Source organism: Nocardia carnea (genome assembly GCF_029868855.1).
GTDB classification, from domain to species: Bacteria; Actinomycetota; Actinomycetes; order Mycobacteriales; family Mycobacteriaceae; genus Nocardia; species Nocardia carnea_A.
This window is the reverse complement of the sequence record NZ_JARWOV010000063.1, coordinates 30,720-55,205: the sequence shown is the minus strand read 5'-3', so window position 1 is coordinate 55,205 and position 24,486 is coordinate 30,720. Positions and strand designations below refer to the sequence as shown.

Genomic DNA, 24,486 nt, shown 5'->3' with positions numbered 1-24,486 from the left:
CCGGCCGGAGGCACGGGGCCCGCGCCGATACCCGGCGAGCACACCGTGGCCGGCGCGCGAACGGCGGCATTGCGATCCTTCGACCTGAGCGGACGTGTCGCGATCGTCACGGGTGCTTCGTCCGGGCTCGGAGCGGCAGTGAGCCGGGCACTGGCGGCGCTCGGCGCGCGGGTCGCGGTCGTGGCGCGGCGGCGCGATCGGCTCGACGCGCTGGCCGCAGACATCGGAGGGCTCGCGCTGAGCGCAGACCTTTCGGACCCGTCCGCGATCGCCGAGTTCGTCCCGGAGATCGCCGAGAAGCTGGGCCCGCCGGAGATCCTGGTCAACGCCGCGGGCAACCGGTTCGGCACCGAACGTGCCGAATCCGAGCCGCTCGACGATATCCGGCGCACCCTCGACCTCAACCTGGTGGCGCCGCTGCTGCTGGCGCAGCAGGTTTTCCCGTATATGCGGGATCTGGGCCGTGGATCGATAGTGAACATCTCCTCGATCAGCGGCCGGGTGGGTGTGCCGGGTATTCCGCAGGCTTCCTACGCCGCGAGCAAAGCCGGATTATCCGGCCTCACTTCGGAACTCGCCGTCCAGTGGGCACGCCATTCGATCCGGGTGAACACGGTGGCGCCGGGGTTCTTCCGCAGTGAGATCACCGGCAGTTTGTACGACAGCGAGCGGGGCGCCGAGTACCTGCGGCGCAATATTCCGCTGCCCACCGAAGGTACCGCCGAGGACATGGTCGGTGCGGTTGCCTGGCTGGCCGGCGATGCGGGCCGTTATGTCACCGGGCAGACCATCGTCGTCGACGGCGGGTGGACGGCGCGCTGACCCCGCGGGCCGGGTGTTGACAGCGATAATCGCGGCTGGAAATATAATTCTTGAAATTAGAGAATTGAATTCTCAACTGCGAACGGACCGGCACCCGTCCACCGAGCTGTTGCCGTTCGAGATGCTGGAACGGCACGGTATCCCGAACGAATCGAGGAAGGACCACATCACCGATGTTCTCCGCAGTTGTCATCGACAAGGGCGAAAACGGCCCGCAGGTCGAACTCACCGACGTCGACGAGGCCCAGTTGCCCGAGGGCGATGTCGAGATCGAGGTGGGCTATTCCACCCTCAACTACAAGGACGCCCTCGCGATCACCGGCGCCTCCCCCGTGGTGCGCAAATTCCCGATGGTTCCCGGTATCGACCTGGCCGGCACGGTGACCGCGAGCAGCCACGCCCGCTGGTCCGCCGGTGACAAGGTGGTTCTGAACGGCTGGGGCGTCGGCGAAACCCACTGGGGCGGCCTCGCCCAGCGCGCCCGGCTCGACGGCGACTGGCTGATCCCGCTGCCCGCCGAATTCAGCGAGCGTCAGGCCATGGCGATCGGCACCGCCGGCTACACCGCCGCGCTCTGCGTGGACGCGCTGCACAACCACGGCCTCACCCCGGACGCCGGCGAAATCCTGGTCACCGGCGCGACCGGCGGGGTCGGCAGTGTCGCCATCGCCCTGCTCACCAAGGCCGGATTCACCGTCGCCGCCGCCACCGGCAAGGCCGGCGAGCACGCCTACCTGAAGCAGCTCGGCGCCACCACGGTCGTGGACCGCGCCGAACTCGCCGAAAAGGGCAAACCGCTGCAGAAAGAACGCTGGGCCGGTGTCGTCGACACCGCCGGCAGCCACACCCTGGCCAATGCCGCCGCGCAGACCCGCTACGGCGGCGCGGTGGCCGCCTGCGGGCTGGCCCAGGGCATGGATTTCCCGGCGTCCGTCGCCCCGTTCATCCTGCGCGGCGTCTCGCTGCTGGGCGTGGACAGTGTGATGGCGCCCCTCCAGAAACGTCTCGACGCCTGGGGTCGCCTGGCCCGCGATCTGGACCCCGCCGTACTCGACTCGATCGCCCGGGAGATCTCCCTCGGCGAGGCGATCGAGGCGGCCGGTGGTTTCCTCGCGGGTACCGTCCGCGGCCGCATAGTTGTCGATGTGAACCGCTGAGCAGGAGTTTCTCGTGACCGAAAAGGCGACCGAACCGACCGTCGAACTCGACCTGAGCGATGTCGACCATCGTGTCGGCAAACCCATCGGCGGCGGCCAGCTGTGGGATCCGTGCAGCACCTCCGATATCCGCCGCTGGGTGATGGCCATGGACTACCCGAACCCGCTGCACTGGGATCAGGAGTTCGCCCGCGAATCCCGCTACGGCGGACTCGTGGCACCACAGTCGATCGCGGTCGCCCTCGATTACGGTCACGGTGCGGCACCGGCCTGCGTGGGGCGTATCCCGAACAGCCACCTGATCTTCGGCGGGGAGGAATGGTGGTTCTACGGCTGCCCCGTGCGGCCCGGTGACCAGTTGTTCCAGGAACGGCGGTTCCACGACTACAAGGTGGCCGAAACCAAATTCGCCGGGCCCACCATGTTCTCCCGCGGCGATACCGTCCACCGCAACCAGCACGGGGCACTCGTCGCCAAGGAACGGTCCACCGCCATCCGCTACCTCGCCGAGGAAGCCAACAAGCGCGGAATGTACGAGAACCAGCTCGGCGAGATCAAGAAATGGACGGCCGCCGAACTCGCCGAGGTCGACGCGTTGCGTACGGAATGGCTCATGTCGAACCGGCTCGGTGTATCACCGCATTTCGACGAGGTGAAGGTCGGCGACAAACTCCCGCGGCGGGTGATCGGGCCGCACAGTATCGCCGGCTTCACCACCGAGTACCGGGCGTTCCTGTTCAATATCTGGGGTACCTTCCGGTGGACGGCGCCCGCAGGTATCGAGGATCCGTGGGTCTACCAGGATCCGGGCTGGACCGAGGGATTCGGATTCGACGAAGAGGGCGCGAAAATCGACCCCCGGTTACGCGACGGCCTGTATGTCGGGCCCTCCCGCGGCCATATCGACGCCGACAAGGCCAGTGATGTCGGAATGGCCCGGGCCTACGGATACGGGGCCACGATGGGTGCGTGGTGCACGGACTACCTGGCCTACTGGGCCGGTAACGACGGTATGGTCCGGCACACCAAGGCCGATTTCCGCGGGCCGGCGTTCGAGGGCGATGTCACCTATTTCGACGCCGAGATCGTCGACAAGACACCGGAATCGAGCTGGGGTGTGCCGCTCGTCCAGGTGAAGCTGAAACTCACCAACCAGGACGGCGGTGTGCTGGTCTCCTGCACCGCCGAGGTCGAGCTACCGCTGTAGGCGCCGATCCCTCCACAGCACCATCCGTGCGCCGCATGCGGAGCACCATCAGAGAGGACACCGGCATGAGCACCGGGACCCAGCACACTCCCGCCCCGGCGATCGTCGCGGGCCCGCCCCTGGCCGAAGAAGCCGGTCTGGGCACGCTCACCCTGCCGGGATTCCTCCGGGAGGTCACCGGCTCCTACACCGATCGGACCGCGCTGATCTCCCCCGCCGACGGCGTGGAATGGACCTACACGGACCTGTGGGAGCGAGCGAACGAGGTGGCGCGGGCGCTGCGGGCATGCGGGGTCGGCAAGGACAGCCGCGTCGGTGTGCTGATGACCAACCGCGCCGAATGGCTCGCGGCGGTGTTCGGTACCTCTCTCGCGGGCGGGGTCGCGGTGGCGCTGAGTACCTTCTCCACCCGGCCCGAGCTCGACCATCTGCTCCGGATCTCCGGGGTGTCGGTGCTGCTGTTCGAACGCCGGGTCGCGAAAACGGATTTCGGCGAGGTGCTCACCGGACTGGAACCGCAACTCGATACCGCCGAGCCCGGTACCGTGGCCTCGACCGCCTATCCGTTCCTCCGGTACGCCGCGGTCGTGGGTGATCCGCTTCCCGGAACGGCGATCGAGAGCTGGGGTGATTTCCTGGCCCGCGGCGCGGACACCGATCCCGCGCTGATCACCGCGGCGGCCGCGACCGTGCAACCCAGCGATACCGCTGTGCTGTTCTTCTCCTCCGGCACCACCAGCAAGCCGAAGGGTATCCGCAGCGCGCACCGCGGGGTCACGATCCAGCTGTGGCGGTTCCGCCGCATGTTCGGTTTCGGCCCGGACGACGAGGTCCGCTGCTGGACCGCCAACGGCTTCTTCTGGTCCGGCAATTTCGGCCAGGCGCTGGGCGCCACCCTCGCCGCCGGCGGCACGCTGATCCTGCAATCGACATTCGACGCCGAGGAAGCCCTCGAACTGATGCAGTCGCACCGGGTCACGTTCCCGGTGTCCTGGCCGCACCAGCATGCCCAGCTCCGGGGCGCCCCCAACTGGGACACCGTGGACCTGAGCAGCCTGCGTTTCGTCGACCGCGACCTCCCGCTGGCCACCCACCCCACCATCGACACCGACTGGACCGAACCCGGCCACGCCTACGGCAATACCGAAACCTTCACCATCACCACCTGTTTCCCGGCCTGCACGCCCGAGGAGACGATCGCCGGGAGCAGCGGGGTTCCCCTGCCCGGAGTGACCGTGAAGATCACCGATCCGCTGACCGGCACGATCCTGAACAGGGGCGAGAACGGCGAGATCTGCGTCAAGGGTCCCACGCTCATGCTGGGCTACGTCGGCACACCCCTCGACGAAACCCTCGACGAGGACGGCTATTTCCACACCGGCGACGGCGGATACCTCGACGACGCAGGCCGGCTGTACTGGAAGGGCCGGCTCACCGACATCATCAAAACCGGCGGCGCGAACGTCTCCCCGCTCGAGGTCGACGAGGTACTCGCCCAGTACCCCGGTGTGAAGATCGGCCGCACGGTCGGCGTCCCCCACGAGACCCTGGGTGAAATGGTCGTGGCCTGCGTCGTCCCGCACACCGGCCACAACCTGGACGCCGCCGCGATCCGCGACCATCTACGCGTCCAGCTCGCCGGCTACAAGGTCCCCCGCGAAGTCCTGTTCTTCACCGAGGCCGATCTGTCCCTCACCGGCAGCTCGAAGATCAAATCCAGCGATCTCCGTACGCTGGCGGCTCGACGCCTCGGCGACGAGTAGACCGGCCAGGCCGCGCCCTGGGGCGAGCACCCCGGGATGCAGGCAGGCGCCGGGTGGCATCGATATCGCGTCCGGTACCGAGGATGCCATCCAGCGGGAAAGGATCTTGGGATCCGTTCACGCTGCGCCTAGCGTCCCGGTTGTGGCCGCGATCACGTTCCAGCGTGGCCCGTATCCACCCGGAGGAGTCCCTGTGTATCTGATGAAATCCCGCCTGTCCGCGATGATCGGAGCGATCATCGCGGCGGTGGCGATCCTCGTAGCCGGCAGCGGTAGCGCGGTCGCCGCGCCGCAAACCGGTGAAATGTTCCTCACCTTCATCCGCCACGGCGAATCGGCCGGTAACGCTTCCGGCCTGATCGACACATCGACCCCGGGCCCCGGCCTGACCGACAAGGGCTGGGCACAGGCCGCCGCAGCGGCCGAGCTCCTGGCGGACTGCAAATTCGACGGTATCTACGCGTCGAAGATGGTCCGCACCCAGCAGACGGCCGAGCCGACTTCGGACCGGTGTGATCGTCCGGTCACCGTCGAGCCGGGTCTCCACGAGATCGAGGCCGGCATCTACGAGGGCCGGCCGGAGCACGAGGCCGGCCAGGGCTACTTCGAAGCACCGGTCCAGTGGATACAGGGCAACCTGGATGCCCGCATCCCCGGCTCGATCGACGGCCACGAGTTCAAGAAGCGGATGGACGATTCCATCCAGGACATCCAGAACCGCGGCAGCAAGCGTGCGATGATCTTCTCCCACGGCGGTGCCATCATGATCTGGACACTCCTCTCCGTCGCCGACCCGGACCCGAGCAAGCTGCGCAGCGATCCGTTGCAGAACACCGGCCGGGTGGTGGTGAAGGGCACGCCGGAGAAGGGCTGGCGGCTGGTCTCCTGGGACGGCACCCCGGCCGGCTGACCAGAACACCGGTCGACCCCCGGCCGTCTGTGCGCAGTCGCTCGGGGGCCATGGCCGGTAGTCGGCGTGATCCGGGGACCGATGAGCAGAGCACCCGATCCGCCCGGCAGGCGTGACTTCGGCGCGCCGCGTTGTCGTGTCCCGGCCGGGTCACCGATAACGCGCGGCGAGCATGCGGCGGTGGTCGGCGGGTGAGCCGTAGAGGGTGCGGTCGAGAGTGGCACGTTTGAGGTAGCGGTGGATTCCGCTTTCCCAGGTGTAACCGATTCCGCCGTGCAACTGCATCGCCTTACCGGCGATCCGGACCGCTGCCTCGCCGGTGAACGATTTCGCCATGCTCACCGACCGGCTGCTGTCAGGGGACCCGGTGGCCAGGGCGGTCAGGGCGGCGGCGATCAGTCGCCGGCCGACGGCCAGGTCCACGAGCATATCGGCGCAGGCGTGTTTCACGGCTTGGAAGGAACCGATGGGGCGGCCGAATTGTTCGCGGACCCGGGTGTAGTCGACGGTCGCGTCCAGCGCGGCGGCCGCGAGGCCCAGGCTGTCGCAGGCGACCGCGAGGGCGGCACGGTCGTAGAGGTGACGCAGGGGGTCGGCGATGCCGGGCGCGAACCGGATGAAGGACTGCGGTGCCAGAACCACACGGTCGGTGGTGACCTCACCGAGTGAGCGGGTCTCGTCGACGACCGGCCGTCCGGTGATCTCCAGCCCGGCGGTACCGGGTGCCACGAGGGCGGTGCCGAGGGTCCCGTCGGCCGCCCGGGCTGGGATGAGCAGAACCGTGGCCGCGGCGGCGTCGAGCACGAAATCCGCCGATCCCGACAACAGGAGCGCCTTACCGGTTTGGACCAGTTCGAAGGTGGGTACTATGCCTCCGGTGCCGGCACAAGCCGTTTCGCCGCCGGCCGCCGGCACCATATTTCCAGCGAGTACCGCCACGGGGCGCGCAGTTCCTGCGACGGTTTCGCGCAGTACGACGTCGCGGCGGGTATTCGGCTCCAGCAAGCGCAGGGCGCCGATACCCGCCGCGGCGACCGCGGGATACGGGGTGCGGGCCGCGGCGCGGCCGATCTCTTCGAGCAGGATCGCCGTCTCGGTGAATGTTGCGGCGGTCCCGTCGAATTCGGTCGTGACCTCGAGCCCGGTCCACCCGGCACCGGCCAGGACAGACCAATCGACCGCCGCGGCGCCGGCCTTGCCGAGCAGGTCGCGCGCCACAGTGCGCAGGTCGTCGTGGAACTCGCCGAAATCGTCGCTCATCATGCTCTCGCCGGTTCTCTGGGCAGGCCCAGGCCGCGTTCACCGATGATCGTGCGCTGGATCTCGCTGCTGCCGCCGGGGATCGTCCATTCCCAGGAGCCGACGAAATCCAGCACCCAGGCGCCGGACTCCCAGCCACCCGACATCGGTTTGCGCAGCACCGTCTGGCCGGGCAGCCCACTGATTTCGGCACCGAAATCGGTCATCCGCTGCAGGAGTTCGCTGTAGTACAGCTTGACGACGGAGGCGTCGGCGGGTCCGACGGTGCCGGCGTCGTGGCGTTCGACCAGGTCGCGGCAGAGGGCGCGTAGGCCGGTCAGCTCGGTTTCGAGCCGGGCCAGCCGGTCGGTCGTCCGGGGATCGTCGAGGGCGGACCGGCCGAGGGCATCGGTTTTCCGGCATTCATCGATCAGCCGGCGGAACCCCGCGTTACCGAGACGCTCCGCGAGTTCCAGCATGGTGAGGCCACGTTCGGCGCCGAGGGTCTGTTGCGCCAGCTGCCAGCCGCGGTTCTCGGCGCCGAGCAGGTTCACGGCGGGGATCCGCACTTCGTCGAGGAAGATCTCGCAGAAATGCGATTCACCGGTGGCCTGCCGGATGGGCTTTACCTCGATTCCGCGGCTGCGCATATCCATCAGGAAATACGAGATGCCCTGACGTTCGGGGGCCTCCGGATCGGTGCGGGCGAGCAGCAGGCACCAGTCGGCGTATTGGGCGCCGCTGGCCCACACTTTCTGGCCGGTGACCACGTAGTCGTCGCCGTCGCGGCGGGCGGCGGTGCGCAGCGCGGCCAGATCGGAGCCCGCGCCCGGCTCGGAGAACCCCTGCACCCACAGTTCGCCGTCGAGGATCGCGGGCAGATGCCGCTGCCGCTGTTCCGCGGTCCCACCGGCCAGCAGGGTGGCGGCCGCGTGGTGGATGGCGACGAACGCCAGTACCAGCCGGGGCGCGTCGTGCGCGGCGAGTTCCTGGTACAGCACGATCTGTTCGGGGATCGGCATCCCGCCGCCGTATTCGCGTGGCCAGTGCGGGACGGCGTACCCGGCGGCACGCAGCTCCTGGAACCAGCTCTGCTGGAAGCTCACGAACTCGGCGTCGGTGGCACCGGTCTGGGTGGTGCGCCACTCGGCAGGGACGTGCGTGCGGCACCATTCCCGCACTGTCGCACGGAACTCCGCGAGATCGGTCGAACCCTGGACGCCCACGTTATCGCCGCGTCCGTTCGCGCAGGGCTTCGAGGCGTTCCCGGTGTTCCGGGGATTGCATGGTGACCACTTCGGCCGCGAATCCGGCTTGCAGCGGACCGGCCAGGGCCTGCGAAAGGTACATGTTCACCACTTGTTTGGTACTGCTCAGCGCGTTCTGCGGTTGTTTCGCCAAGCGCTCGGCCAGGGCGTGCGCGGCCGTGCGCAGATCGTCGGCGGGCACCATCCGGCTGGCCAGCCCGAATTCCACCGCCGTGGCGGCGTCGATCCGGTCGCCGGTGTAGAGGTATTCGCGGGTGCGCAGGATCGGTGTGAGCAGCGGCCAGAACGCGGCACCGCCGTCGCCGGCCACCAACCCGACCGCCACATGTGGGTCGGCGAGATGGGCGTGATCGGAGATGAGGACGATATCGCAGAGGATCGCGATACTGGCGCCCAACCCGACCGCCGGGCCGTTGACCGCGGCGATCACCGGCAGCGGGCAGCGCAGCAGTTCCTCGATGATTTCCGCGCCCTCGCGGATGCTCTCGTCGCGGGCCACCGGATCGTCGAGGAACGAGGTGATCCATTCCAGGTCGCCACCGGCACTGAAGGCCCGGCCCGCACCGGTCAGGATCACCACCCGCGCTTCGGTATCGGCCGCCAGCTGCCGCCACACCTGGGCCAGCGCCCGATGCAGGTCGGCGTTCACCGCGTTCAGCTCGCCGGGGCGGTTGATGGTGACGGTGCGGATCGGCCCCGCACCGGTGACGGTGAGGACGTCCGGCAGGTCGTATCGCATATACCTCATACCCCCATCGGGTCGGAGAACAGGCCCACCAGCCCGCGTCGGCCGATCCGGCCGGTCAACGCCTGCTCGGTACCGACGGCGGCGAACGGCAGGCGACGCAGCGGAAGACTGTAGCGGGACAGCCACGACAGCGTGGTCTCATCGCAGAACCCGGCCGCCCCATGCAGCTGGTGCGCCACCCGGAACACGATATCGGCTGCCTCGATGGCCGCGAGGCGCAGCGCGAGGGCATCGTCGAGCGCTTCGGGACGCCCGGTTTGAATGCTCCACAGCGCGTACCGGGCCAGCAGGTCGACTCCCCTCCGCTCGACCTCGGCATCGGTGAGCTGGAACTGCACACCCTGGAATTCGGCCAGCGGGCGCCCGAACTGCTCCCGGATCCGCACGTGGGCGCGGGTCAGCTCGAGGGCTCGATCCAGCATGCCCAGCAGAGTCCAGCACGGCAGTGTCAGCGCGAGCGCCAGGTCCGCGGTGCCGTCGCCGTCCGCCGGCCGGATGGTCAACGGGACGACGAATGCCGATTCCCGCGCGGACTGCGCGGACCCGGACGGGGTCGCGGTCCCGCGTGCACCCGCCATGGATACGGTCGCCCAGCGCAGGGCGATACCCGCCACCGCGCCCGCGGGTTCCGGCCCGGCGACGACGATCAGCCCGTCGTAACCCCGGTCGTCCGGCCGGGCCAGCCGCTCCGCCACCGGGTACGGAGCCGCCCAGTACCCGCTGGCGCGGCATACCGCCGCGGCCGCCTCGAGCTCCACCGGGTCACGCCGCGGCGCCAGTTCCCAGGCGCCGAGTTCGGCGAGCACCGGCTCCACCATCTGCCCCCGGCTGTCCGGCGAACGCTCCGCCCGCTGCACGAGTTCATCGCCCCCGGCCGCGGCGAGCGCCCGCACCACCTCGTGCCCGAATTCCTGGGTCTCCGGGGCCGGTTCGAGACGCAGCTCGTGAACGTCCCCGCCTGTGATCACTCCGGACCAGGGGGCGCCGGAGCGCGTATCCCGCTGACTGGGTGTGCTCACGCTGTCCTCCTCCGCCGCACGCGGTACCCCTGCCGGTTGTGGGCAGCACGCATATCATCCTGCGTTGTTCGCATCCGACCGGCCCGTGAACGTTCGTCCGTCCCACCGCGAGCCCGGACCCGGTGCCGACTCGATCGCCCGGATCCGGACCCCGGGTCTCGATCGGCCCTCGCACCGGGTGCCGCCTGCTTGTCGCGACGGGGTGAACCGCTCACGACCGGGCCTGCCCGGTCACCGGCCCGCGGTTGTTCGCGCGGCCGGCCGCCGTCCGGCCGGATCGCCCGGTCTCCGGGCCCGTGAGCAGTTCCCGGGCCAGCAGGATGCGCTGTACCTCGATACTTCCGGAGGCCACGGTGGCGGCATTGGCGTAGCGCCAGTGATCGTGAACGGCGCGCTGGAAACGGCGCCGGCCGTCCGTGTCCGCGGGTACGACGGCGGCCAGTTCCACCAGCACTTCGGCACTTTCCTGATCGAGCCGGGTCACCGCGATCCGATAGGCCGCCGCGTCTCCCGGGGCGACCGTGCCCGAACTCTGCAGCGAGAGCACTTGATAGGCCAGCAGCCGGGCCCGCCGGCAGCGCATCAGCATGCGGGCCCAGCGGCCGCGCAACGTCTCCGGGATATCGTCCCAGAGTTCACCGAGGACGTCGGGCGCGGTGTGCAGCAGCCGTTCGCAGCGGGCGTAGCGGGCGATACCGACCCGCTCGAAGGCCAGCACCTCCTGCACGACCGACCAGCCGTTGTCCACTTCGCCGAGCACATCGGCCTCGGTGGCCCGGACGCCGTCGAAGAATACTTCGTTGAGGTGATGCGGCCCGAGCATCGCGTCGATGGGCCGGACGGTTATTCCCGGATCGGACATCGGCAGCAGAAAAACCGTGAGCCCCTGCTGTTTACGTCCTTCGCTGGAGGTCCGGGCCAATAGAAAACACCATTGCGCCATGGTGGCGTAGGACGTCCAGATCTTCTGCCCAGAGATGGACCAGCCGTCACCGTCGCGCCGAGCGGTGGTGCGTAGCGATGCGAGATCGGATCCGGCCTCGGGCTCACTGAACCCCTGGCACCAGATGACCTCCCCGCGAGCGATCGGCGGCAGGTGTTTGCGCTGTTGTTCGGGCGTTCCGTGCCGCATAATGGTCGGCCCGACCCAGTTGACGCCCATATATTGCGCGCCGCGCGGTTCGTGCTGTGCCCACATCTCCTCACGCACCACGGTCTGTTCCCAGATCGAGGCGCCGCGGCCGCCGAACTCCTCCGGCCAGGCCAGGCACAGTAGACCGCGTTCGGCCAGCATCGCGCAGAACCGCTGAGCGACAGCGAGATCCGCAGGATCTTCGGTGAAGGCACCCAGGTAGCCGGCCGGGACCTCGTCGGCGATCAACCGGCGTAGCTCGCCGCGGAGCTCCCCGGCGGTCGCACCCATCGTGAAGTCCATGGGCGTACATTACGTCAATCCTAACAAGGATTGCAATGTTTACCGGGTTGGGGTCGCACCCTATCGCGACGGGGCCCTCCCGGCCTCAGCGGCGGCCGCGGAGAGGCAGAACGCGGCCGATCGCTCGACCTCCTCCGGCATCGGCTCGGTATTCGACCAGAGGTACTCCGACAACTTGCCGACGATCGCGTAGGCAACCAACCCCGCACAGTGTTCCGGATCCCGCACCCCGAGCTCCACGAACGGCTCGTGCAGCAGGACCGCGAGCCGTTGCGGCGCCGAACCGGCCTGTCCCGACACCAGATCCACGCCGAGCGCACCGGTCTGGCACAGCACCGCCCGGGTATCGGCCGCACTGGCCGGCTCGGCCTGCGCCAGGATCGCCGCCACCCAGCTCCGCACCCGCTGCTCCGGCCCGGACTCCTTCGACATCCGGTGCGCGACATAGTCGGCGAGCCGTTCCGCCCCGTCCGCCAGCACGGCCGCCATCAGCGCGTCCTTCGACCGGAAATGGCGATAGAAGGCGTCGTTGGACAACCCGGCGGCGGCCACGATATCGGCGACTCGCGGGCGCGTATTCGGACCGCCCCGCCGCACCTGCTCGAGCGCGGCATCCAGGAGCCGGCGGATCTCGCCGGCATATTCGGCCTCACGTTCGGCCACCGCCTTCCGGGCGATCCGCCCGACCAGCCCCGACTCCGGAAGAATTGCATTCTTGTCCACAAGAAGGATATTCTCACTCAACGAGAGGAGGCGCAAATGGCATGGGATTTCGAGACCGAACCCGACTTCCAGGCGAAGCTGGACTGGGCCGATACCTTCGTCCGGGACGAGGTGGAGCCACTGGACCTGATCTGGCCGCATCAACAGTTCGTACCGCTCGAGGGGGCCCGCCGAGCAGCGATAGATCCGCTCAAGGAACGTGTGCGGGAACAAGGCCTGTGGGCTACCCATCTGGGTCCGGAACTGGGGGGTCAGGGTTACGGGCAGCTGAAACTGGCGCTGCTCAACGAGATCCTGGGCCGCAGTTCCTGGGCGCCCATCGTTTTCGGCTGCCAGGCCCCCGATACCGGCAACGCCGAGATCATCGCCCACTACGGCACCGAAGCCCAGAAGCAGGAGTATCTGCAGCCGCTGCTCGACGGCGAACTGTTCTCCTGCTATTCGATGACCGAACCGCACGCCGGCGCGGATCCCACACTGTTCCGTACCCGGGCCGAACGCGACGGTGACGGTTGGGTGATCAACGGCCGGAAGTTCTTCTCTTCCAATGCCCGGACTGCCGCGTTCCTGATCGTCATGGCCGTGACGAATCCCGACGTCAGCCCCTACAAGGGAATGTCGATGTTCCTGGTGCCGGCAGACACCCCCGGTATCGAGATCGAACGCAATATCGGTCTGGCCGGTGAACCGATCGACGACGGCTCCCACGCACTCATCCACTACGACAATGTCCGGGTGCCCGCCGAATCCCTGCTCGGCGGCGAAGGCCAGGCGTTCGTGATCGCCCAGACCCGGCTCGGCGGTGGCCGGATCCACCATGCCATGCGCACGATCGGACTCGCGCAGAAGGCCGTCGACATGATGTGCGAACGGGCCCTGAGCCGGGAAACCGCCGGAAGCCGGCTCTCGGACAAACAATTCGTCCAGGGCTATATCGCCGACTCCTACGCCCAGCTGAAACAGTTCCGGTTGCTGGTGCTCCACACAGCCTGGGAGATCGACAAATACAACGACTACAAGAAGGTTCGCAAGGATATCGCCGCGGTGAAGGTCGTGATGCCGGCCGTTCTGCACGATATCGCCTGGCGGGCCATGCAGGTGCACGGCGCCCTGGGCACCACCAACGAGATGCCGTTCTTCACCATGATCCACGGCGCCGGGGTGATGGGACTGGCCGACGGGCCCACCGAGGTCCACAAGATGACCGTCGCCAAACAAGTGCTACGCGACTACCGGCCCAGCGACGACGACTGGCCGACCGAATGGATACCCCGGCGGCTCGAGGCAGCCCGTGCCAAGTACGCCGAATACCTGAACAACGAGGCGGACAATCTGTGATCGACTTCGCGCCACTGGCGAACTGGATGGACGAGTCCGGGCTTCCGGGCAAGGGCGAACCGCTACAGACCCGGTTTCTGTCGGGCGGGACGCAGAACGAGATCTACGAGATCACCCGCGGGGAACACCGGTGCGTACTGCGCATTCCGCCCGGGCACGCACCCGCCGACCGGGACAAGGGGATTCTGCGGGAATGGCGGATCATCGAGGCTCTCGACGGTACCGATGTGCCGCACACACCCGCCGTCGCCGTCTGCACCGATACCGCCGTACTCGGCCGCACCTTCTATCTGATGGGTTTCGTGGACGGCTGGTCCCCGATGGACCATCGCCGGGTCTGGCCGGCGCCCTTCGATACCGATCCCGCCGCCCGCGCGGGCCTGGCGTACCAGCTCGCCGAGGGTATCGCCCTGTTGTCCAATGTGGACTGGCGCGACCGCGGTCTGCACGATCTGGGCCGGCCGGACGGATTCCACGAACGCCAGGTCGCTCGGTGGACCGGCTTCTTCGACCGGATCAAGGGCCGCGAACTCGACGGGATGGGCACCGCGACCCGCTGGCTGCGCGAACACCGCCCGCTGGATTACCGCCCGGGTCTCATGCACGGCGACTATCAGTTCGCCAATGTCATGTACCGCGACGGCGCGCCCGCCCGGCTGGCGGCGATCGTGGACTGGGAGATGGGCACGGTCGGCGATCCGAAACTGGATCTGGCGTGGATGGTGCAGGGCTGGCCCGCGGACACCTCCGCACCGGACGACTCCGGGTATGTGGATATGCGCGATATGCCCTCGCGCGATCAGGTCGTGGCGCATTATGCGGAAGTGTCCGGACGCCAGGTCGATGATCTCGACTACTACCTGGTACTCGCCAAATGGAAGCTCGCCATCGTGCTGGAACAGGGTTTCCAGCGCGCGGGCGATGATGTGAAACTGCAATCCTTCGGCCCGATCGTGCCCGAACTCATGCGGTCGGCCGCCGAACTCGCCGAAACAACGGAGTACAGGTCTTAACTCTTCCCCATGGCTGAAGCCGGGGGATTTCCGGCTCGGACCGCACCACTGACCGCCCCGGAAGGAGGCTCGCAATGTCTCACGTCGTCAGCACTGGCACGGTCGAGTTCTACCGTGGCCGCCGGAATTACAGCAGCGGCGTTCCGGTCGCGGTCTGCGCAGGTCATGGTCGTGTACGCGGGCGCAACCAACACCACCTTTCGCCCCGCCCGCGTGGCATGTTCGATCAGCTCTTGTTTCGCGGCACCGATCGCAGCGTCGGCCGCTTTCCGTGCCATGGTGGAACGGGCGAGGAACTTCGGCTTGAAGTCCTCAACTGCGATGGTCTGATGATCAGCGACGACGCGCCGCGCCCACTGCCGGGCCTCATGCGTGTTCTGCCGAGCGGTTTTCTTGTGCAGCCGTGCGGCCTGGAGTTTCGCCCGCTGGTAGCCCTTCGACGGGGCCTGTCCATAATCGAGCGCCTGCGCAAAGGTACGCAACATTTGCTGCTGTACCACCTGCGAACCGGCCCGCAACCAGGCATTACGGCCGCGTGCTTCGGTGAGCATATTCGACAGTCGCACGAACGTCGGTCTGCCCCCGCTGCACTGCTGATGTACCGCTTCGTTCCCCAGGAACCGGCAGCGATGCCATTCGGTTTCGAGGGCGCGCACCGCTTGCGCGCCGGGGCGCAGCCGGTAGGTGTAGCGAACACAACTTCCCCCATGACCGGCAAGATACAGCATGGACGTATCCCATTCGGGTGCCGATGTCATCAGCGTCGAACAACGTCTCATGCGACCCGCAGTTCGGGATTCACCGTCTGGTCGAGCAGATCAAGGGCCGCACTTCCCGTGTCCTGCGAGCCGAGTGCCCTTCCCTCGAGTCTCGCTTATCCACGCTGTGGACCAACTCGTACTTCGTCGCCACCTTCGGCGGCGCGACCTTGGAGGTAGTGAAACGCTATGTCGAGAACCAGAAGAACGCTGAACTCCGATTCCTCCCCACGGCTGAAGCCGGGGGTTTCCTCGGAGCTCTTTCGATGAACGAGTCAGGCTCGGAAGCGGCTGCAGAGCGTAACCACGGAGGGCCCTCGGTCATGACCGATCGACACAGCATGAGCGATGACGAATTCCTGGTCGAATCCCGCGGTGCGGTAACCGTCCTCACCTTGAACCGGCCGCAGGCCCGTAATGCGCTGAACGGAAACCTCATCGCCGGTATCGGCGCCACCGTGCTGGCCGCCGAGAAGGATCCCGAGATCCGGGCGCTGGTACTCACCGCGGCCGGCGAGAAGGCGTTCTGCTCGGGTATGGATCTGCGGGCGTTCTCCGGCGGTGAAGACATCGGATTCGGTGACACCCCCGAGAACCGCGCCTTCCAGCGCCTCACCCGCGGCAAAGTGGAGGTCCCGGTGATCGGCGCCGCCAACGGCACCGCGGTGGGCGGCGGCCTGGAATTACTGCTGGGCTGCGATCTGATCGTGGCCGCCGAGACCGCGAAATTCGGGCTGCCGGAGGTGCAGCGCGGCTTGTTCCCCGGCGGTGGCGGCACCTATATCGCCGAGCGGATACCCCTCGGAATCGCCCTGCAGCTCACCTTGACCGGCGACTACTTCACCGCTGCCCGCGGATACGAGATCGGCCTGTTCAACGCGGTGACACCGGCGGACCGGGTACTCGACACCGCGATCGGGTTCGCCGAGCGGATCGCCGCCAACGGTCCGTTGGGTGTCGCGGCCTGTAAGGAACTGGTGCGGTTGTCGGTCACCGACCCGGACAAGGCGGCCGACCGGCTGCGGTACTGGCAGGGCGTGGTGTTCGCCAGCGCCGACGCCAAAGAAGGCGCCACCGCCTTCATGGAGAAGCGAGAGCCGGTGTGGCAGGGGAAGTGACCGTCCGGGCGGTGGTCTGTCCCGAATACGGGGCACCCGACGTCCTGCGCATCGAGCAGCGGCCCGTGCCCGTACCCGAGAACGGGCAGGCACGGGTCCGGGTGCGCGCCGCGGCCGTCAATTTCCCGGATGTGCTGTTGATCGGCGGCAAATACCAGATCACCGTGCCGCCACCGTTCGTGCCCGGCAGTGAGTTCGCCGGGGAGATCGTCGAATTGGGTCCCGGTTGTGCGGGCTGCGCCATCGGGGACCGTGTCACCGGTACCGGGCTGTACGGCGCTTTCGCCGACCAGATCGTCTCGCCCGCAGCGAATCTCACACCTGTCCCGGAAGGCGTGGACGATCGCACGGCGGCCGCGTTCGGTGTCGCCTACCGCACCGCCTATCACTGCCTGCGTTCGGTGGCCCGGGTCCGCCCGGGTGAAACTGTGATCGTGCTCGGCGCGGGCGGCGGGGTGGGGCTGGCGGCCGTGCAGCTCGCGGTCGCGCTCGGCGCGGAAGTGGTCGCGGTGGCGTCCTCGGCCGCCAAACTGGCCACCGCCCACTCCTACGGAGCCACCCGCCTGATCGACCACCGCGACGGCAGACTGCGCGAACAGCTCCGTACCGCCGTACCGGAAGGTGCCGCCGCGGTCCTCGACCCGGTCGGCGGCGACCTGTCCGAACCCGCCCTGCGTTCGCTGCGCCGGGGCGGACGATTCGTCACCATCGGCTACGCATCCGGTACCGTCCCCCGAATCCCACTGAATCTGGTGCTGGTCAAAGGGTTACAGGTCCTGGGGTTCCAATTCCAGGACATCGAGCCCGACGAGTTCGGTAGAAACGAAAAGGAACTCACCGACCTGCTCGTCTCCGGCCACGTTTCCCCCCATATCGGCGCCGTTTTCCCCCTCGAACAGGCGGCCGCGGCCCTCGACGAGGTCGCGGCCGGCCGCGCGGTCGGCAAGATCCTCCTCGACCTGACATGACCACCTGCCTGCAGAGGAAGCCCGGGCAGCGGCGGAATTCGAAGCTGTGTTCGGCCGCGGCGGAAAGATCGGCCCTGAACAAGTCCGATGTCGTGGGTGTCGCCGGGGACCGATGAGTTCGGCTTCGTCGTATCGTCCGTACGAGAGGAGGGCCGACCTTCCGAACCGGCGCCACGCAGGCCTCGGCGTCCGCCGGACCGATGGTGCGGGGCGCTGGAGTGGAGATGGGCAAGGTCGCCTGGGGATTCACCTGTTCGATCGATGGTTTCATCGCCGGACCCGGACACGATATGAGCTGGTTCTCGACAGCGGAACCGTCCGCCGCCGGTACCACAGAACAACTGGCCGCCCAGGTCGGCGTGATCATCTCCGGGCGAGCCGGCTACGACGCCGCGATCGCCCAGCGCGACGAACGCGACGAGCTGACCTCCTCGGCCTACGGCGGCGCATGGTCCGGGACCGAGTTCATCCTCACCCACCGGCCGGACGAGCTCGCCGGCGATCCGTCCGTCGTGGCACTGAACTGCGATATCGAGGAAGCCATCCGCCGCGCTCGGGAAATCGCCGGCGACCGGGATATCCAGATCATCAGCGCCGATATCGCCCGCCAGGCTCTCGAACACGATCTCATCGACGAGTTGCAGGTTTTCGTCGCCCCGGTGTTCCTCGGCGACGGCATCCGGATCTTCGATGTCCCCGGCGGGCGGCGGCTCGACTGGGAACTGGTCGAAATCTACGACCACAGCCCACGCAGCTTCGGCCGCGCCTACCGCCCGAAACGGCGCTGATCCGCCGCGGGAATCAGATCAGCTCGGCCAGGCGATCGAGGCGGCGCAGGCTTTCGGGTTCGGGTTCGGTGGGCAGGTTGAACAGTGCCTCGTCCACCCCGGCCTCCGCCAGTTCGGCGACAATATCCGGTTCGGGTGGGACGCCGAACATCGTGACCTGCAGGGGCCGGTTCGCGCGCTCGCGCAGCTCGGTGATCCGGGCCGGCAGTTCGTCGGTGCCGCGGCCGTAGAGCGGCATCCAGCCGTCGCCGAAGTCCAGGACACGGTCGAAGGTGGTCGGGCCGGCTCCACCGATGAGCACCGGCGGATGGGGTGCGCGGACCGGTTTGGGGTAGCAGAACACGGGGTCGAAATCGACGAACTCGCCGTGGAATTCCGCTTCGTCCTGGGTCCAGAGTGCCTTCATCGCCAGGACACGCTCCCGCAGCAGCCGCATCCGGGTTTTCGGGTCGGTGCCGTGGTTGCGCATTTCCTCGCGATTCCAGCCGGCGCCGACACCGAGGACGGCCCGCCCGTTCGAAACCCGGTCCAGGGTGGCGACCTCTTTGGCCAGGTGGATCGGGTCACGTTGAACGACGAGCGCGATACCGGTCCCGACGCGCAGCCGTTCGGTGACCGCCGCGGCCGCGGCCAGCGCGACGAACGGGTCGAAGGTCCGGTAATAGTGGCGGGGCAGTTCCGCGCCACCGGGCCACGGGGAGGTCCGCTCCACCGGGATATGCGAATGCTCGGCCAGGAAAAGCGAACCCAGTCCACGTTCTTCCAGCGCCCGGCCCAGCGCGGCAGGCCCGATGCCGTCGTCGGTCACGAAAGTCGAAACGCCGTATTCCACGACCTGCCTCCTCTACCGGGCCGGGCACAGTGCCTCGGTGCCGGCTGTCCATCTCGTCGATTCCGGTCACCCGGCGCCGGTATCGCGCACCGGGCAACCGTGCACGACCCTATCGTTGCGGCAGGGCTCCGGAGGACCCCGAGGTGCGGTCGGCGCGCCCGGATCCGGCGAACAGGACAGCGGCGATCGACGCGGGAATGTTCATGAGGAACCCGTACAGGGCGGCCGGGACTGCCATCGCTTCGTTGTCCAGGACGGTGGTCGCGACGGTGATCGCCAGCGCGGCATTGTGCACGCCGATCTCCATCCCGGCGGCAATGGCGTCGGCTCGTTGGACACCGAGGGCCCGGGGCACCAGATAGCCGATGAGCAGGCTGCAGGTACTGAGCAGGAGAGCTATCAGGCCCAGTTCGCCGAGGTGTCCGGCGACGGTGTCGAGTTCGGAGAACAAGGCGGCGAGTACCACGAAGACCAGCACCACCGCCGCGGCGGCCTTCACCTTGGGCTGCATGCGCCGGGACCAGTCCGGGTAGCGCCGACGCACCCACATACCCACCGTCACCGGAACCAGGACCAGCACGAACACCTGAACGAACTTCGCGGGGTGGAAGACGACCGCCGCGCTGTCGTCCAGGAATACCGCGTAGGAGACGGCGACGACCACCGGCAGGGTGAACACCGCCAGCACCGAATTGATTGCCGTCAGCGTGATGTTGAGGGCCACGTTTCCGCCGGCGATATGGCTGAACAGATTCGCCGATGTTCCGCCGGGCGAGGCGACCAGCAGCATCATCCCGACCGCGAGCACTCCGTCCAATCCGAACAAGTGCACCAGGCCGAAACAGATCAGCGGCAGCACGACCACTTGGCAGAGCAGCGCGATCACCGCGGTCCTCGGATGTTTCACCACCCGGGTGAAATCATCGATCGTCAGTGTCAGCCCGAGGCCGAACATCACGATCCCGAGTGCGAGCGGCAATGCTACCGCGAAAAGCGTCGAACCCATCTGCCATCCTTCCGGCGGCCGAATCATCCCGGCTCCGCCGGCAGTGTCCGACCTGCGCTGTGCGCCGAGCCGATACCCCGGGGTCGAGGGTTCATCCGCTGGGCGCCTTACATCTTGGTGCCGACTTGAATCTTGTCCCTGTCGTTCTCCCGTGCAAGCCGGGGAACCGGGGCCGACAGGAATCGGCGGGGCGCTGTCGTCGTGACGGCGCGGCGTTGTTAGAGTCCGCCCTGTACACGTTCTCAGGGCGGGGTGGAATTCCCCACCGGCGGTAATGGCATCCGGGCCGATCCGGAGGCACGAGCCCGCGAGCGCCACCCTCCGGGGTGGGTCGAGCAGATTCCGGTGCGATCCCGGAGCCGACGGTCACAGTCCGGATGAAAGAGAACGCGGCAGCGGAGTGCCCCCGCGCGGGCCGCTCCTGTTCGCGTTGCCATGCCCTGGGTGACATAGCGAAGAGGAGTAAATATGTCGCCCACCTCGAACCGCATCGCTCTCGTCGCCGCCCGCTGGCACGCCGATATCGTCGACCGGGCGGTGGAGTCCTGCCGGGACCGGCTCGCGGAGCACGGGTTCACCGACGTCGACGTGATCGAGGTTCCCGGGGCGTTCGAGATTCCGCTGCGCATCAAACGACTGGCCGCCACCGGCCGGTACGCCGCGCTCGCCGGTTGCGCGCTGGTGGTCGACGGCGGTATCTACCGGCACGATTTCGTGGCCTCGACCGTGGTGGACGCGCTCATGCGGATCCAGCTCGAGGCCGATGTCCCAGTGTTCTCGGCGGTGCTCACTCCGCACCACTTCCACGAGCACAGTGAGCATCTGACGTACTTCACGCGGCATTTCGAAACCAAGGGCACAGAACTGGCCGACGCCATCGCGGCCACGGTTCAGCTCGCGGTGCCGGCGCCGTCGAAGTAGGCCGCGGTCAGCTTCTCCCGGTCGGTGAGCAGCTGTCCGGCGGGACCGGACAGCACCACCCGGCCGTGGTTGAGCACGACCGCGCGGTCGGATACGGCGAGCGCAAGATCCACATGCTGTTCCACCAGCAGGACCGCGATACCTTCCGCGCGGGCCATCTCGCGGAGCGCGGGCAGGATGTTCTGGACGACCATCGGCGCCAACCCGAGACTCATCTCGTCGACCAGAAGAGCCTTCGGACGCGCGACCAGCGCCGCGGCGATGGCCAGCATCTGTTGTTCGCCGCCGGACAGCAGCCCGGCCTTCCGCCCCCGCAGATCCTGCAGAGCGGGGAAGCGGGCGAGTACCGTCTTCTCCCGGTCCGGGTCGAGTTTCGGGGTGGCGAGGCGCAGATGCTCCTGGACGGTCAACGGCGGGAAGAGTCCGCGGTCGTCGGGGACGAGGCGCATTCCTCGCCGGGCCGTCCGATACGGCCGCCGATGGTCGACCGGAGCATCGAGGACCGATGCCCGGCCGCCCATCAGGGGTAGCAGTCCGGCGAGCGCGAGCAGTGTCGTGGTCTTCCCGGCGCCGTTCGGGCCGAGCAGGGTCAGCACCTCACCGGCGGATACCCTGAGATCGACTCCGTCGACCGCGGGGATTCCGTTGTAGCCGGCGACGAGTCCATCGGCGACCAGCACAGTCTCAGACATCCGCCTGCTCCTTCGGCGCGCCCAGATAGGCGGCGATCACGGCCGGATCCACTCGCGCCTCGGCCGGTGTTCCCGAGAAGATGATGCGGCCGAATTCCATCACGTAGAGCCGGTCGCATACTCCGAGCACCAGCGATATGTCGTGGTCGATCAGCAGCACTCCCGGGCCACTCTCGGCGACGCCGCGGATCCGTTCCGCGAAATCGCGACTCTCCTGGCTGTCGAGTCCGGCGGCGGGTTCGTCCAGCAGCAGGATGCGGCAGTTGCCCACGAGGGCCCGAGCGACCCCGGCCAGCTTCTGCCGGCCCAGCGTCAGGTCGCGGGCCGGGGTGGCGCCCGCATCCGCCAGCCCGACCGCGTGGAGCGCCTCGGTGACGGCGGGGTCGGCCCGGTGGCGGCGCCGCCCGAACAGGTCTGTGAGCACGGTCGAGAAGCCGCCGGGGCGCAATGCGGCCGTGACATTTTCGGCGACGCTGAGGTTGCCGAACAGCTCCCCCGATTGCCAGGTCCGGGCCAGTCCCACACGACGTCTCCGATGCGGGGCGAGGTGGGTGATATCGGCTCCGTCGAGAGTCACGCTGCCGGCGGACGCGGTGAATCCCGTGATCGCATCGACGAACGAGGTCTTGCCGGCACCGTTGGGCCCGATGAGCCCGACGATCTCCCGGGGTTGCACTGTCAGGGAGACATTGTGGTTCGCCACCACTCCCCCGTACCGAACGGTCAAGTTCTCCGTCGACAGTCCCGCCCCGCTCCGATCCGTCATGCTCGAGCCACCGCCTCTCCGGCCTTCTCCGCGGTCTGCTGGCCGGCCGTCCCCTGGACAGGTCTGCGGCGAGCCCGCAACCGATCGGCGATCCGACCGGCTTCGCCGGCCATTCCGACCGGGTTGAGCACGGCGGTCACGATCAGCGCGATACCGGAGATCAGCGCGTAGTAGTCACCGAGCTCGAGCACCTCGTGCACGAGCACGTAGAGAATTCCGAGTGGTCCGAGCACACCGGCGATGGCGGCTCCGCTGAACGATGTGATGCCACCGAGGTAGGCGACCGCGAGCACCTGGAGACCGACGAACACCGTGAACGATTCGGCGGACAGTTGGCCGGCGCTGTAGCCGATCAGGCATCCGGCGAGGCCGGCGATGAATGCCGACAGTCCGAACCCGAGCAGTTTCGTCCGCCGCACATCGATACCCACCGACGCGGCGGCACGCTCGTTCGCCCGCACCGCGAGGAATGTACGGCCGGTATCGCCGGAAGCGATCCGGAGGAACGCCCAGACGACCAGGGCCGCGATCGCGAGCACCATCAGGGAGAAGGGCAGCCGGGCGATCTCGCTCCCCTCGCGGACACCGAGATTCAGCCCGAACAGGGCCGGGTTCGCGATCGGATTGCCCGAGGCCGGCGTCAAACTGTAGTTGTTGAACACGAATCGCTCGATGGCCAGCGCCGCGGCGATGGTCACGATGGCGAGTTGCGCGCCGCGGATCCGGAACGCGGGCAACGCGACCAGCATCCCGAGCAGCGCCGCGACCAGGGCGCTGAACAGCACCGCGAGCACCATGGGCATATTCCAGTCGGTGGTGAGTTTCGACAGGGTGAAGCCCGCCGCGCCGGCGAATGCGGTCTGTGCCAGTGAGATCTGGCCGAGATAGCCGGTGATCACCACGTACGACAGGGCGAGCAGCATCAGGATCATGGAGTAGGTGAGACCGAAGCGGTAGGTGCTCGAGGCCACCGCCAGCAGGCCCCCCGTCACCACGAGCAGGACGAGGGCCGGAATCGGCCGGAACGCGGAAATTGCGACGTCCGGCAACTTGATCGTCTGCAGTGCGCCACGGGACGGCAACCGACGTCCGAAAACGAGCAGGATCACGATGACCACCACGAACGGCACCACTTGGTCCAACCCCGAGGCCGCCCACACCGGCCACCATTCCTTGCCGGTGAACAGATTCACCAACGACTGGAAAGCGCCGAGAACCAGTGCGGCGACCGCGATCACCCCGACCGATTCCATCCGGGCGACGAGCAGCACCGCCAGCGCCGGCACGACGAGGAGGGTGTAGTTCAGCGGGTTGAGGCCGGTCAGACTCGAGCCGAGCATCACCCCCAGCGTGCCGACCACCGCGGCCCCGACCGTCGCGAGCGCGGCCAGCCTGTCCGGTGCGAAGCCGAGCAGGGTCGCACCGCGTTCGTTCGCGGCGGCCGCGCGGGTCGCGGCACCCAGCCGGGTGAACCGGAAATATGCCCAGATCAGCACCGACGTCAGCACCATCAGCGCCGCCATGATCAGCTCGGCGGAGGAGAGCCGGGTTCCGAAGAGCTGCACCGAACCCGAGGGGACCAGTTCGTCGACGGGAATATTGTTCGGCCCGAACCGGATCACCACCAGCGCCTGCATGGTGAGCATCAACGCGACGGAGACGACCACCTGCGCCAGCGCCGGGGCGTGCCGTACCGGGCGGAAGACCAGATAGTGCGTGATCAACCCGACCGCGACGGCCGAGACCAGTCCGAGCGATACGGCCACCCACGTCGCCGGTGGTTCCGGGAATCGCACGCTGCCGATCGGCAGCACCAATGTGCCGTCCGCGCAGAGTTGAGCGAACACATACGCACCCCACATCGCGGTGGCGCCCTGCGCGAAGTTGATGATGCCGGTCGCCCGGTAGACCAGCAGCAGGCCGTTCGCCAGGCCGATGTAGACGGCACCGAGACCGAGACCGAGCACTACGAACTGCAGATAGGTATCCATCGCC

The 24,486-nt window shown here is 67.8% G+C and carries 23 protein-coding genes, 1 pseudogene and 1 riboswitch; of the genes and pseudogenes, 12 read left to right on the top strand and 12 right to left on the bottom strand.

The features are described from left to right. Positions 1-45: 45 nt before the first annotated feature. The 5 genes from QH195_RS05535 (at position 46) to QH195_RS05515 (ending at position 5,859) form a co-directional block, all read left to right on the top strand. On the top strand, positions 46-822 hold the full coding sequence (locus QH195_RS05535) for an SDR family NAD(P)-dependent oxidoreductase (RefSeq protein ID WP_280434542.1): 777 nt from the start codon (positions 46-48) through the stop codon (positions 820-822). Between the two features lie 173 nt (positions 823-995). Continuing rightward, positions 996-1,979, top strand: coding sequence for an MDR family oxidoreductase (locus tag QH195_RS05530; RefSeq protein WP_280434541.1), 984 nt, complete (start codon positions 996-998; stop codon positions 1,977-1,979). A 13-nt stretch (positions 1,980-1,992) separates the two neighbouring features. After that, positions 1,993-3,186 carry an FAS1-like dehydratase domain-containing protein gene (locus QH195_RS05525; protein WP_280434540.1) on the top strand — a complete coding sequence of 398 codons (1,194 nt, stop codon included), beginning with the start codon at positions 1,993-1,995 and terminating at the stop codon, positions 3,184-3,186. Between the two features lie 65 nt (positions 3,187-3,251). Then, a complete protein-coding gene (locus QH195_RS05520) occupies positions 3,252-4,949 on the top strand; it encodes a class I adenylate-forming enzyme family protein (RefSeq protein ID WP_280434539.1) in 1,698 nt (565 codons plus the stop codon). A 202-nt stretch (positions 4,950-5,151) separates the two neighbouring features. Next, positions 5,152-5,859, top strand: coding sequence for a histidine phosphatase family protein (locus QH195_RS05515; RefSeq protein WP_280434554.1), 708 nt, complete (start codon positions 5,152-5,154; stop codon positions 5,857-5,859). 150 nt (positions 5,860-6,009) lie between these two features. Here QH195_RS05515 and QH195_RS05510 read toward each other — a convergent pair whose 3' ends face one another. The 6 genes from QH195_RS05510 to QH195_RS05485 form a co-directional block, all read right to left on the bottom strand. Then, positions 6,010-7,119, bottom strand: coding sequence for an acyl-CoA dehydrogenase family protein (locus tag QH195_RS05510; protein WP_348537343.1), 1,110 nt, complete (start codon positions 7,117-7,119; stop codon positions 6,010-6,012). Continuing rightward, positions 7,119-8,324, bottom strand: coding sequence for an acyl-CoA dehydrogenase family protein (locus tag QH195_RS05505; RefSeq protein WP_280434537.1), 1,206 nt, complete (start codon positions 8,322-8,324; stop codon positions 7,119-7,121). The genes QH195_RS05510 and QH195_RS05505 overlap by 1 nt, the downstream gene beginning before the upstream one ends. A 1-nt stretch (position 8,325) precedes the next feature. Further along, positions 8,326-9,105: an enoyl-CoA hydratase/isomerase family protein gene (locus tag QH195_RS05500; RefSeq protein ID WP_280434553.1), complete on the bottom strand. Its 780-nt coding sequence runs from the start codon at positions 9,103-9,105 to the stop codon at positions 8,326-8,328. 5 nt (positions 9,106-9,110) lie between these two features. Continuing rightward, the gene (locus QH195_RS05495; RefSeq protein WP_280434552.1) at positions 9,111-10,055 is read right to left on the bottom strand and encodes an acyl-CoA dehydrogenase family protein; all 945 of its coding nucleotides are present in this window, start codon (positions 10,053-10,055) and stop codon (positions 9,111-9,113) included. A 289-nt stretch (positions 10,056-10,344) separates the two neighbouring features. After that, a complete protein-coding gene (locus tag QH195_RS05490) occupies positions 10,345-11,568 on the bottom strand; it encodes an acyl-CoA dehydrogenase family protein (protein WP_280426289.1) in 1,224 nt (407 codons plus the stop codon). A 60-nt stretch (positions 11,569-11,628) separates the two neighbouring features. Further along, a complete protein-coding gene (locus QH195_RS05485) occupies positions 11,629-12,291 on the bottom strand; it encodes a TetR/AcrR family transcriptional regulator (protein WP_280426288.1) in 663 nt (220 codons plus the stop codon). Between the two features lie 36 nt (positions 12,292-12,327). Between QH195_RS05485 and QH195_RS05480 the strand changes: the two genes are divergently transcribed. Then, positions 12,328-13,629 (top strand): acyl-CoA dehydrogenase family protein, encoded by a 1,302-nt coding sequence (locus QH195_RS05480; RefSeq protein WP_280426287.1) that lies wholly within the window; start codon positions 12,328-12,330, stop codon positions 13,627-13,629. Between the two features lie 26 nt (positions 13,630-13,655). Beyond that, on the top strand, positions 13,656-14,642 hold the full coding sequence (locus QH195_RS05475; protein ID WP_280434551.1) for a phosphotransferase family protein: 987 nt from the start codon (positions 13,656-13,658) through the stop codon (positions 14,640-14,642). Here the strand turns inward: QH195_RS05475 and QH195_RS05470 are convergent. Beyond that, a complete protein-coding gene (locus QH195_RS05470) occupies positions 14,639-15,370 on the bottom strand; it encodes a hypothetical protein (protein ID WP_280434536.1) in 732 nt (243 codons plus the stop codon). The two genes, QH195_RS05475 and QH195_RS05470, sit on opposite strands and share 4 nt — an antisense overlap. 44 nt (positions 15,371-15,414) lie before the next feature. Between QH195_RS05470 and tnpA the strand changes: the two are divergent. The 4 genes and pseudogenes from tnpA to QH195_RS05450 form a co-directional block, all read left to right on the top strand. Continuing rightward, a pseudogene (tnpA, locus tag QH195_RS05465) lies at positions 15,415-15,606 on the top strand (IS200/IS605 family transposase); the annotation flags it as partial. A 117-nt stretch (positions 15,607-15,723) separates the two neighbouring features. Then, positions 15,724-16,518, top strand: coding sequence for an enoyl-CoA hydratase-related protein (locus QH195_RS05460; RefSeq protein WP_280426301.1), 795 nt, complete (start codon positions 15,724-15,726; stop codon positions 16,516-16,518). Then, complete coding sequence (locus tag QH195_RS05455; RefSeq protein WP_280434535.1) at positions 16,503-17,486, top strand: NADPH:quinone oxidoreductase family protein; 984 nt, start codon at positions 16,503-16,505, stop codon at positions 17,484-17,486. The genes QH195_RS05460 and QH195_RS05455 overlap by 16 nt, the downstream gene beginning before the upstream one ends. Positions 17,487-17,710: 224 nt before the next feature. After that, a complete protein-coding gene (locus QH195_RS05450; RefSeq protein ID WP_280434534.1) occupies positions 17,711-18,274 on the top strand; it encodes a dihydrofolate reductase family protein in 564 nt (187 codons plus the stop codon). Between the two features lie 13 nt (positions 18,275-18,287). On the opposite strand, the gene QH195_RS05445 is transcribed toward QH195_RS05450, so the two are convergent. Further along, a complete protein-coding gene (locus tag QH195_RS05445; RefSeq protein WP_280434533.1) occupies positions 18,288-19,106 on the bottom strand; it encodes an LLM class F420-dependent oxidoreductase in 819 nt (272 codons plus the stop codon). Positions 19,107-19,215: 109 nt separating this feature from the next. Further along, positions 19,216-20,112, bottom strand: coding sequence for a bile acid:sodium symporter family protein (locus QH195_RS05440; RefSeq protein WP_280434532.1), 897 nt, complete (start codon positions 20,110-20,112; stop codon positions 19,216-19,218). 234 nt (positions 20,113-20,346) lie between these two features. Continuing rightward, a riboswitch (FMN riboswitch) is annotated at positions 20,347-20,505 on the top strand. 75 nt (positions 20,506-20,580) lie between these two features. On the opposite strand from QH195_RS05440, the gene QH195_RS05435 reads away from it, so the two are divergent. Beyond that, positions 20,581-21,033, top strand: a complete 453-nt coding sequence (locus tag QH195_RS05435; protein WP_280434531.1) for a 6,7-dimethyl-8-ribityllumazine synthase — start codon at positions 20,581-20,583, stop codon at positions 21,031-21,033. Here the strand turns inward: QH195_RS05435 and QH195_RS05430 are convergent. The 3 genes from QH195_RS05430 to QH195_RS05420 are packed head-to-tail and all read right to left on the bottom strand — an operon-like array spanning position 21,003 to position 24,482. Beyond that, the gene (locus QH195_RS05430) at positions 21,003-21,725 is read right to left on the bottom strand and encodes an ABC transporter ATP-binding protein (protein ID WP_280434530.1); all 723 of its coding nucleotides are present in this window, start codon (positions 21,723-21,725) and stop codon (positions 21,003-21,005) included. The genes QH195_RS05435 and QH195_RS05430 overlap by 31 nt on opposite strands. Then, on the bottom strand, positions 21,718-22,491 hold the full coding sequence (locus QH195_RS05425) for an ABC transporter ATP-binding protein (RefSeq protein WP_280434529.1): 774 nt from the start codon (positions 22,489-22,491) through the stop codon (positions 21,718-21,720). The genes QH195_RS05430 and QH195_RS05425 overlap by 8 nt, the downstream gene beginning before the upstream one ends. Next, positions 22,488-24,482 (bottom strand): ABC transporter permease, encoded by a 1,995-nt coding sequence (locus QH195_RS05420; protein WP_280434528.1) that lies wholly within the window; start codon positions 24,480-24,482, stop codon positions 22,488-22,490. The genes QH195_RS05425 and QH195_RS05420 overlap by 4 nt, the downstream gene beginning before the upstream one ends. Positions 24,483-24,486 lie beyond the last annotated feature (4 nt).